Here is a 6,328-nt window from a genome sequence, read left to right as displayed (position 1 = left end):
TTGTGGTTTTTGCCATTAGTCGGATTTCGTCTTTATCAGCCATTGCCGCTGCGGCAATGACACCGGTTTATAGCTTGTGGCTTATAGATACGGTTTTTGCACGTGCGGTTATTCTGGTAATTGCACTGCTTTTGCTATGGCGGCACCGCAGTAATATCCAGCGTTTGCTGGCCGGTGAAGAGAAAAAGTCAGGCTGAAGCTGGCGGCGTTAGCTCATCTAAGGGCCAACGTGAACGCACATTAAATGTTGCTTCAGTTTCAACAACCATGGCCTGATGACGCATCGCTCCGGCAAACGCGATCATCGCTCCGTTATCGCTACAGAATTGTAATTGTGGATAATAAACCTGCACTTTCGGTAATGCATCTAAAGCCGCGCGCAACGACTTATTGGCACTGACGCCACCGGCCACGACCAAACGTTTATGCCCACTTTGTTTTAATGCCCGGCGACATTTAATCACTAAGGTTTCCACCGCCGCTGTTTGAAACGCCAACGCAATATCGGCTTTGGCTTGTTCACTCTGATCGCTGTTATGCCAGGTATTTAAAGCAAATGTTTTCAAACCACTGAAACTGAAATCCAAACCAGGACGATTGGTCATCGGTCTGGGAAAGATATGGGCGCCCTCCTGTCCTTTTTCCGCTAAAGCCGCTAAGGCCGGGCCACCCGGATAACCTAGCCCCAACATTTTGGCCGTTTTATCGAATGCTTCACCGACCGCATCATCAATTGATTCGCCCATTAATTCATATTCACCAACACCCTTAACATCAACCAGTAAGGTATGGCCGCCGGAAATCAATAAAGATACAAATGGAAATGTCGGTGGATTGGCTTCCAGTAACGGCGATAAAAGGTGTCCTTCCATATGATTAATTGGCAAGGCTGGGATATGTAACGCCCAGGCCAGACTGCGACCAATTGCGGCGCCCACCAGTAAAGCACCGACCAAGCCCGGCCCCGCCGTATAAGCCACCGCATCAATATCTTTTCGGTGCAGACCCGCTTCGTCCAAAACCTGTTGCATCAAGGGCAATGCCTTTTGAATATGATCACGGGAAGCCAGTTCAGGCACCACACCGCCATATTCGGCATGCATTTCTATCTGGCTGAAAAGGGCATGAGCCAACAGCCCCTTTTCAGTATCATAGAGTGCAATACCGGTTTCGTCGCAAGATGATTCAATTCCTAAAACACGCATAAATTTATTCTGACTGCATTAATTAATGGCGATTATTATGCCTTGATGGTGGTGGTCTCAGCCAACTAATTAGCATTTAGTATTTTCTTTCCTAAATAGATCTCGTACAATTAAGGGCTTTTCCGTCATTGTCTGTTTAGGAATGTATTGAATGCCATCTGTTAAGGTTAAAGAAAACGAACCATTTGACGTAGCTTTACGTCGTTTCAAACGTGCTTGTGAAAAAGCCGGTACGGTTGCAGAAGCTCGCGCTCGCGAAGCTTATGAAAAACCAACAACTGTTCGTAAACGTGCAGCAGCAGCGGCTGTTAAGCGTCACCAAAAGAAACTGTCACGTGAAAACGCTAGCCGCGTTCGCATGTACTAATTGCTGATTAGAATCTTATTCTAATGCCTCAAGAAGCCAGTCCACTCAAAGCTCGAATTCAAGATAGCGTAAAAGATGCAATGCGCGCCAAAGACAAAGATCGTCTTGGCACATTGCGCCAAATTACTGCTGCCATCAAGCAAGTTGAAGTCGATAATCGCCAGGATATGTCAGATGATGACATTATCGTTGTGCTGACCAAAATGACTAAACAGCGCAAAGATGCCTTATCGCAGTTTGAGCAAGCTGGCCGTGATGACTTAGCGGTCATCGAAAAAGCTGAACTGGCAATAATTGAAGAATTTTTGCCAACAGCCTTGAGCGAAGCAGAATTGCAGGCAGCTATCGCTGATGCAATTCAAGAGACAGGCGCTAGTAGCCAGAAAGACATGGGTGCGGTGATGAATGTGTTGCGTCCGAAAGTACAAGGACGCGCTGATATGGGCGCAGTGAGCAGCCAGGTTAAGGCCGCGCTCAGTTCTTAAGCCAGCAATGCCAGGTCTTTTTTCAGACGTGGTTAACATTCAAGACAGACTTCGGCCATAATTGATTTATGGCCGGACAAATCCCTCCACAGTTTATTGACGAATTGCTCTCACGAGTCGATATCGTTGATATTATCGATGCGCGAGTACCGCTGAAAAAAGCCGGTAAAAATCTGCACGCCTGCTGTCCATTCCACAACGAGAAAACCCCGTCATTTACTGTCAGCCCTGATAAGCAGTTTTATCACTGTTTTGGCTGTGGTGCGCACGGCACTGCGATCGGCTTTCTCATGGAGTACGACCAGCTCAGCTTTCCTGAATCGATTCAGGAGCTTGCGGACACCGTCGGTATGCAGGTTCCAGTCACGCAACAAGCTGCACTTACTCCCGCCAGACAAAACCTTTACGACTTGATGGATAAAGTCAGTCGCTACTACGTACATCAATTACAAAACCACCCGCAGCGCCAGGCTTTTCAGGATTATATCCAACAGCGTGGTCTTAGCCCTGAAACCGTAGCTGCTTTTGATATTGGTATGGCTCCGGATGGCTGGGACAATGTATTACGCACTTTTGGCAATAATCAGCAAACCCAGGATCAGCTGTTCGAAGCTGGAATGCTGATTAAAAACGACAAGGGGCGTACTTACGATCGTTTTCGTGATCGTTTGATGTTTCCTATTCGTGACCGTCGGGGCCGTGTTATCGCCTTTGGTGGACGTGTTATCGATGCCGATGGCACACCAAAATATCTGAACTCACCAGAAACCCCCATTTTTCACAAAGGTCAGGAGCTTTACGGTTTATATCAAGCCCGTAAAGCGAATCGTCGATTGGAAAAGATCCTGATTGTTGAAGGGTATATGGATGTGATCGCGCTGGCGCAGTTTGGCATTAACAATGCGGTGGCCACACTAGGCACAGCGACAACATCCGAACATTTACGGCTATTAACACGTAGCGCGCCGGAAATTGTTTTTTGTTTTGATGGCGATCGTGCGGGTAAAGAAGCTGCTTGGCGAGCCGCAGAAAATGCGATGCCGATACTTGGTGGCAACTTTGAATTGAAATTTATGTTTCTGCCAGAAGGTCAGGATCCTGACACCATGGTCAGAGAGCAGGGGGCTGATGCCTTTCAGCAACGAATTACTCAAGCTCAAAGTTATTCCGAATTTTTCTTTGCTACATTGCTTTCGCGAGTAGATAGTCAATCAATGGATGGCCGCGCCAGACTGGTTGAAATTGCCAAACCCTATCTAAGACATATCCCTGCAGGTTTGTATCGCGATATGCTGGAGCAGCAGCTGGCAGACCATGCTAAAACCAATATTGCTACCTTAAACAAACACTTGGAAAAGCCTGCGCCACCACCTCCAGTAAAAAACGCCAAACAAAATGCAATGGCCAATATGACACCTGTGCGCATGGCGGTGATGATTCTGTTACAGCATCCACAATTGTATGAGGCTGTTCCGGATACAGATAATTTACATCGGCTGGATATGCCCGGTTTAGCGATTTTAATTCAGCTACTTGAAACCATGCGTGAGCATCCCCATCTTAAAACCGCACAGCTTTTAGAGCGTTGGCGAGATACTCAACAAGCTCCCTATATGGAAAAGCTCGCAATGCAACCGTTGAATTTGTCGCCAGAACAACTGGAGCATGAACTCATTGGAATTGTGAGTCGTCTAAACAAGCAAGCACGAGATGAACGCTATACTTATTTGATAAATAAAGGACTCAGCCAGTTGACTGAGTCGGAAAGAATTGAAATTAATTCTTATAAGTGAGTGTTTTGTAATCAAAAATGATGCAATAACAAAGTGCTTTCACTATAATATAGTGTTACCGCCAAAAACAGCGTCACCATGCATAAAGAGGCCGAATGAAAGATCAGCAATCACGCGTTAAAGAACTTATCGCCCTTGGAAAGGAGCGCGGTTATCTCACCTACGGCGAGATCAATGACCACCTTCCAGAAGATTTGGTCGATGCGGATCAGGTCGAAGACATCGTCAGTATGTTCAGCGACCTGGGTATCATGGTCCATGAAGATGGGATGGATACCGATGAGATGGAACGTCTCGCCGAAGCTGTTTCATCAAATGACGAAGTCTCTGATGAAGAAGCTGCAGCTGTCCTGGCAAGTTCCGACGGTGAGTTTGGTCGTACAACCGATCCTGTGCGCATGTACATGCGCGAGATGGGCTCTGTTGAATTATTGACTCGCGAAGGCGAGATCGTTATCGCTAAACGCATCGAAGCAGGTCTCCGCGAAAGTCTGCTGATGCTGTCAACTTACCCACCGGTTATTTCGTCATTCCTTGAATTCTACGATGCGGTTGAAGCAGGCGAAATGCGCCTGAATGAACTTATTCGTGGTTTTGTGGCACCTGAAGAACTGGTCGCAAGTGATGACGACGATGATGATGTTACCAGCAGCTCAGATTCCGATGATTCTGACAGCGATGACGATGATGACGATGATGTTGGTGGCGTAAGCGATGATGAAGATGATTCTGGTGAAATCGATCCAGAAGAAGCCCGGGCTCGCTTTACCGCGTTGAAAGAAGCATACAAAAACGTTCTGGCCACCGAAGGTGACGCCATGATCGAATCTCGTGAACAGGCTAGTAACCTGTTTATGGAATTCAAATTGACACCAAAAACACTGCTTTACTTGAATGGCTTGATGGCAGAAACCATCGCCGAAGTGCGTAAACAAGAAAAAATCATTATGGACATCGTTGTAGAGCAGGCGGGTATGAATCGCCGTGACTTTATCGATGCATTCCAGGGTAATGAAAGTAATCTTGAATGGTCAGATAAATTCATTCGCGCTAAAAAACATTATTCATCCACCATCAAGAAAAATCTTGATGATATTCTGGCTGCACAAAGCAAATTAGCGGAAATTGCAGAAGATCGTGGACTGGATATTTCCGAGATTAAAGAAATCAGCCGTCAGATGTCGATTGCTGAAGCCAAAGCGCGTCGTGCCAAGAAAGAAATGGTCGAAGCCAACTTGCGTCTGGTTATCTCTATCGCTAAAAAATATACCAACCGTGGTTTGCAATTCCTGGATCTGATTCAGGAAGGTAACATTGGTCTGATGAAAGCGGTTGATAAATTCGAATATCAACGTGGCTATAAATTCTCTACCTATGCAACCTGGTGGATTCGTCAGGCGATTACCCGTTCGATTGCCGATCAGGCACGTACCATTCGTATTCCGGTACATATGATTGAAACCATCAACAAACTCAATCGTGTTGCCCGTCAAATGCTCCAGGAAATGGGCCGTGAACCTACTCCGGATGAATTGGCAGAACGTGTAGAAATGCCGGAAGACAAAGTACGTAAAGTACTGAAGATTTCCAAAGAGCCGATTTCGATGGAAACCCCAATCGGTGATGATGAAGATTCACATCTGGGCGATTTCGTTGAAGATATCAACGTTATGTCACCAGCAGACTCTGCTATTATCGAAGGCCTTAGAGAAGCCACTCAGGGAGTTTTGAATGGCCTGACCGAGCGAGAAGCCAAAGTACTACGTATGCGGTTTGGTATTGATATGAATACTGACCACACGCTCGAAGAAGTTGGTAAACAATTTGATGTTACCCGTGAGCGCATTCGTCAGATCGAAGCCAAGGCGTTACGTAAACTGCGCCACCCATCACGCTCGGATCAACTGAGAAGCTTCCTCGACTCAGACAGCTGATTTCAAAATCGGGCCTATAGCTCAGTTGGTTAGAGCAGGGGACTCATAATCCCTTGGTCCCAGGTTCGAGTCCTGGTGGGCCCACCAATCAAATCAAAGCCTTAGCGTTAATTTTAACGTTAAGGCTTTTTTGTTTTTATCTCATGTAGACACTATGTAGACACTATGTAGAGACTTTAAAGCTTAAATTAGCGCAAAGGACAAAAGCGGATGTGGATTGCTGTGGCGTCAATCTAAAAGTAGTTATGAATGGGGTAATTTTCAAGTGAATATTAGTTACCGCAGAACAATCAGAGCCACTGTTTCGTTTTTAAACTAAGTAATAGTGATTTTAGATTCAGTGCTTGGTAATACTGAGGCCTCATGCCCCTTATATCTCAACTTGTTTTATTGCATTTATCACAACATTTGTTTCAACTAGTGCGGTAATTATCTTTAAATAATGACGGATATCTTCAGTAGAGAGTACTCTTCCGACTCTATCTTTGAGCCATTTCTGTGCAGGTTGATAACCACCAATGTGTAGTTGCCCCCACTAAAACGG

Annotated in this window: 6 protein-coding genes and 1 tRNA gene; 6 read left to right on the top strand and 1 reads right to left on the bottom strand. The window is 45.9% G+C overall.

Annotation, left to right across the window (positions count from 1 at the left end; all coding sequences use genetic code 11):
• On the top strand, nucleotides 1-197 hold a 197-nt coding region (locus B3182_RS12450), incomplete at its 5' end, for a glycerol-3-phosphate acyltransferase (protein ID WP_292752966.1).
• Here the strand turns inward: B3182_RS12450 and tsaD are convergent.
• Nucleotides 189-1,205: a tRNA (adenosine(37)-N6)-threonylcarbamoyltransferase complex transferase subunit TsaD gene (gene tsaD, locus B3182_RS12445; protein WP_292358687.1), complete on the bottom strand. Its 1,017-nt coding sequence runs from the start codon at nucleotides 1,203-1,205 to the stop codon at nucleotides 189-191. The genes B3182_RS12450 and tsaD overlap by 9 nt on opposite strands.
• 151 nt (nucleotides 1,206-1,356) lie before the next feature.
• On the opposite strand from tsaD, the gene rpsU reads away from it, so the two are divergent.
• The 5 genes from rpsU (at nucleotide 1,357) to B3182_RS12420 (ending at nucleotide 5,871) form a co-directional block, all read left to right on the top strand.
• Nucleotides 1,357-1,572 carry a 30S ribosomal protein S21 gene (rpsU, locus tag B3182_RS12440; protein ID WP_014705573.1) on the top strand — a complete coding sequence of 72 codons (216 nt, stop codon included), beginning with the start codon at nucleotides 1,357-1,359 and terminating at the stop codon, nucleotides 1,570-1,572.
• Between the two features lie 23 nt (nucleotides 1,573-1,595).
• Entirely contained in the window at nucleotides 1,596-2,057 is a 462-nt protein-coding gene (locus B3182_RS12435; protein WP_292358689.1) for a GatB/YqeY domain-containing protein, read from the top strand.
• Nucleotides 2,058-2,125: 68 nt separating this feature from the next.
• On the top strand, nucleotides 2,126-3,850 hold the full coding sequence (gene dnaG, locus B3182_RS12430; protein ID WP_292358691.1) for a DNA primase: 1,725 nt from the start codon (nucleotides 2,126-2,128) through the stop codon (nucleotides 3,848-3,850).
• A gap of 95 nt (nucleotides 3,851-3,945) precedes the next feature.
• Complete coding sequence (rpoD, locus tag B3182_RS12425; RefSeq protein ID WP_292358692.1) at nucleotides 3,946-5,784, top strand: RNA polymerase sigma factor RpoD; 1,839 nt, start codon at nucleotides 3,946-3,948, stop codon at nucleotides 5,782-5,784.
• 10 nt (nucleotides 5,785-5,794) lie between these two features.
• Nucleotides 5,795-5,871 (top strand) — tRNA-Ile (locus B3182_RS12420).
• The last annotated feature ends 457 nt before the right edge of the window (nucleotides 5,872-6,328 follow it).

Origin of the sequence: Methylophaga sp. UBA4204, assembly GCF_002379485.1 — a bacterium.
Lineage (GTDB): Bacteria > Pseudomonadota > Gammaproteobacteria > Nitrosococcales > Methylophagaceae > Methylophaga.
This window is presented reverse-complemented; position numbering and strand designations above follow the sequence as displayed.